At 36.4% G+C, this 3,902-nt stretch carries 2 protein-coding genes; both read right to left on the bottom strand.

Features of this window, described 5'->3' with window-relative positions:
• Positions 1-967 precede the first annotated feature (967 nt).
• A complete protein-coding gene (locus BIZ39_RS20675) occupies positions 968-2,680 on the bottom strand; it encodes a LeoA/HP0731 family dynamin-like GTPase (protein WP_187447942.1) in 1,713 nt (570 codons plus the stop codon).
• Positions 2,680-3,902, bottom strand: a 1,223-nt coding sequence (locus BIZ39_RS20670) for a bacteriocin class II family protein (protein ID WP_187447941.1), incomplete at its 5' end; no start/stop codon positions are given. The genes BIZ39_RS20670 and BIZ39_RS20675, both read right to left, overlap by 1 nt.

Genomic DNA, 3,902 nt, shown 5'->3' with positions numbered 1-3,902 from the left:
ATTTTTGATCGGATAACGCCGAAATAGGCGATCGGATTAGACCGAAATCAGTGATCGGATTGAACCGAAATGGGTGATCGGAATGGGCCGGAACATGCAGGATTAAAATAATATCAGATAATTCAATTAAATATGTGATGAGAACATTCAGATGAATGTTTCGTCCTGTCCACGTAATCTAAAAAGAATCTATATGCTTAACTATTCACAAACAACGCCATCACCATCACCGACGTTTAGGGGAAGTGGACAGTCTTACTTAAGTGAGTATAGCTATAGCGTGTTGCGCTCGCCAGAGAAGGTAAAATCTTTCTAGGAATAGAAATGGTTAAAACTATGACTTGTTGTATTTTTTATCCGCGTGACGTGCAGCGATATAAACAGCAAAACACAAAACGGCAATAACTGAAACAAATGCTATGCCAATAATAAAATGTACACTCATGAAAATCTCCATAGTCTCTTTACTTGAACACACTAGTGTGTACTAGCTCATATCTGATCTTACAATTTTGATGAATAAGTTTGGACTTCATCAGACAGACAGCTATGAGCGAACAACGCTCATCTAAACGCTTGAGTGCATTTTCTAAGTCTTGTTTTGAGTTGATTGATTTTATCGATGTGATAGCCATATCGTAAAGGCTCAACCAGCTTTAAGGAGCTTGAGTGAAATTGTGGTTTTCTTCATAAAAAATATCAAGCTATTTAGCCTTGTTGTTGTCGGAAGACAACATTTATGCGTACCGTGATATGTAACAGATACTTGGACAAAAGTTACTTAGTGAAGTGTTTAGTTTCGCTGGTGAAGATCACACAAACTTTCAAAGCTGTTTTGGGACTAGTGAGGGTTTTCCGACTAAAACCGCGTGTAGAGGGTAACAGCAAGAGTACTTAGTTAGTATACAACTTGCTGTTTTTTATGAGGTTGCAAGATTGAGAAGCTAATTTAAACTATCAGTCTATTTTAGTATTGTTGCGCTAAAGCTTTGAATTCGCCTTCAATCAAAAGCGCTTCTTCACGCCAATTTGCAAAGAGGTTCTTACGTTCGTTGCTCGCTGCAATGTTCTCATTTAGTTCGAGCAACTTGTTTGTTAGCTCTATGTAGGTTGGGAAAAACTTTTGTTTAAACTCATCAGAACCAACTAACTCTAGCAACTCTTTCCTTTGCTTATTGAAATCCTCTTCCATTTTTCCAACAGCTTTAATGAACTCCTGTTCTTTTTTATATTGGTCATAGGAATCCCAAACTTCTAGCGCAATATTTGCAAAGGCTAATGCTCCGTTTAAACCCTTTGCTAAATTTATGGCGCCATAAGGTTTGAATTTCAGAGCTTTACCAATGTCAAAGCCAATTGTTTTAGCAACAGAAACGATACCATCTCGTGTTGCAATGACCGTCTGATTGTTAATGAAGTTACCTTTAAGGGCGTGATTTATACCACTTTTACCTAGCTCTCTCACCGTCGTATTAAAATGATTTACTTCCCCATCAAAACTTGCGTTCATTTTTTCGACATTAAGTGTAATCGCCCCTATTTGCCTATCAAATTCACTTTGCAACTTTTGGTTGAGTACAATTCCCTCTGAACCAATTTCTCGCTCACAAAAGTCTGCAAACGTCGCCAAGCTACACCCTTTGACTTGCATAATAAGGTCTGTAAAATAACTTATTATAAATTCTCTTAAATTCGTTCGAGAGACGCTAATTTGATGTTCAGTAGTTTGTAACTGGCCCTTTAGACGAGCTTGCAATTCATTTAGTCTTTCAACTTCTTTTGATACTTTTTCATCTGTTTCAATTGCTACTGGCAATTGCTTATAAAGTACATCACTTATGATGCTAGAACGCATATCATAATCTAGTTCATCGACTCCTCCACATGTTTGAATTTTATGGTTGGTAGCCTCTTGTAAATTTGAAATATGTGAAAGTGCTTTAAATTCATCAATATTACTTAACCAATACTCTATACCTTGGTCAAAGGGGTTAGCAGCAACAGCAACTATGGATAATGCCTCTAATTCTTCTTGACTTAACTCAATCATATCCTGAAGACGACCAGTTATATTTTCACGCTTTATTTTTAAATTGGACTGATAGTCAACCTCGTCCTCAACGTCAGCAACTTCATCAAACCGGCTCAGCACGAAGATAGTTCGAGGCAATAGATTTAGCGTGCGGAACAACCATTGTAAATCTTCTTTGTGGCTTTCTTTAATGGGATTGGATGAATTCATTACATAAAGCACCAAATGCGCTTCACTTACGTGCTTTTTAGTGATGTCTTTGTATTTTTCTAAGGTATTCGTATCTGCATTAACTTGCTCTTTAAACCCAAACAACCCAGGAGTGTCTATCAAAACAAAGTCACTACCTACTTCGTATACTTTGACTTCATTGGACGATTCTTGATGGCTTATTTTCATTGTCGACTTATCAAGCTTTTCCATCCAAGCTGCTGCAATGGATGTTTTACCTTCCGAAAAGCCACCGATAAGTGCAACTTTTAGTTTATCACCCTCTACCTTCTTTAAATTACTTTGTAATTTACTTATAAATTCAGGATCTATTTCAATGCCGATTTCTATTCCCTTTTCCAGAAATAACTTTAGTCGCTCTAGTAATTTAATCTCTTGTGCTTTGATCTCGTTAAAGCTATCCAGCGTCCTTTTCATTAACATTCTCCAATATGATCAATTTGTTTCGAAAGTAATTTCAGTGATTGATTCGAGCGTTCAAGTAACACTTTAGTTTTTATCACCTGTTTTACTGGTGCCCTAAGTTCAGTTTCAAGCTTGTAAATTGAAGCTTGCATATCGCTTTTACCTTCGTCTAGACTGTTTTGCAGCGCTTTTTTTAGTTCATTTTCTAAATTACGTAGATTCGTATCAGAAGCCTTTTTCTGTTCAGACATTTTGAAATCGTTATTGAAATAACCCCATGTAGCTTTTCCAAAAGCAAGTACGGCAGAAAACGCTGCTGCTCCAGTTAACCATAAGCTTGTACCTGCTGTGAATGGGGCCAACGCAGCTCCTATTAAAGCTCCCAAAAGTGCACCTTTTTTGAGCCCGCTATCCATATTGAGTTTTATATTGAACTTAGCGTCAAGTTTGCTTTTTCCAAGCTGGCCTGCAACAGATAAAAAGTCTTCACTTAACTCACTAAAGCGTTCAAAAATTGACACAACAGAAGATTCAAACTCTTTAACAGACTTTTCAATTATATTAGGTAATTGAACCTGAATGTCGTTAATACATTTATCAACTTGACTTTCAAGGCTTTTTTTAAACTGCTCATTTTTGACATCTTTATCGATTTCACTATATATATTCTTTCTGGTATTTTGCACAGCAGATCTAATAAGATCATTTCCTTTGCCATACAGTTGAGAGTTTAAAATTGCATAACTAGCTTGCAATTGATGGCACGCACTTTCACTATTACCACTAACATTCTCCGCCACCACTTTATAAACTCTTTCAATATCATCTAAATAATGAGTAGTACGTTCTAACTCACCTTTAACCTTATTAAAATTAGCTTTCTTTATTTTACTCTGACCATTAAGTAACAATTCATTTTTTAATAACTGAATGAAAGCACTTAACTGTGAACGTTCTAAAAGACTCCCAGCTGAGAAATCTTCAAGAAATTTATTTCGCTTTCTCAACATATCCGAATTTGGAGCAAAAAAATCGGTCGAGGCAATAAATGCAGTTAGCGCGGTCAAAGGAAATGAGCCTTGGTAATTAAGACCAAGCTGTTCAGCCATTTTGTTATCCATATCAACTAAGCTTGCTTGCTCATCGTCGGTTAAGAGCTCAATATTCTTAAACGCAAATTTAGGATTCGTGATTTTTTTGTTAAAAATCGACCACACTTCAGTCTGTGTACCTA

It is taken from the genome of Alteromonas sp. BZK5 (genome assembly GCF_014349115.1).
GTDB lineage: Bacteria > Pseudomonadota > Gammaproteobacteria > Enterobacterales > Alteromonadaceae > Alteromonas > Alteromonas macleodii.
The sequence above is the reverse complement of the archived record's forward strand: the minus strand, read 5'-3'. Positions and strand labels throughout refer to the sequence as shown.

Coding starts and splice junctions, on each gene's coding strand:
- BIZ39_RS20675 (WP_187447942.1), bottom strand. CDS start 2,680: ATGAAAAGGACGCTGGATAGCTTTAACGAGATCAAAGCACAAGAGATT.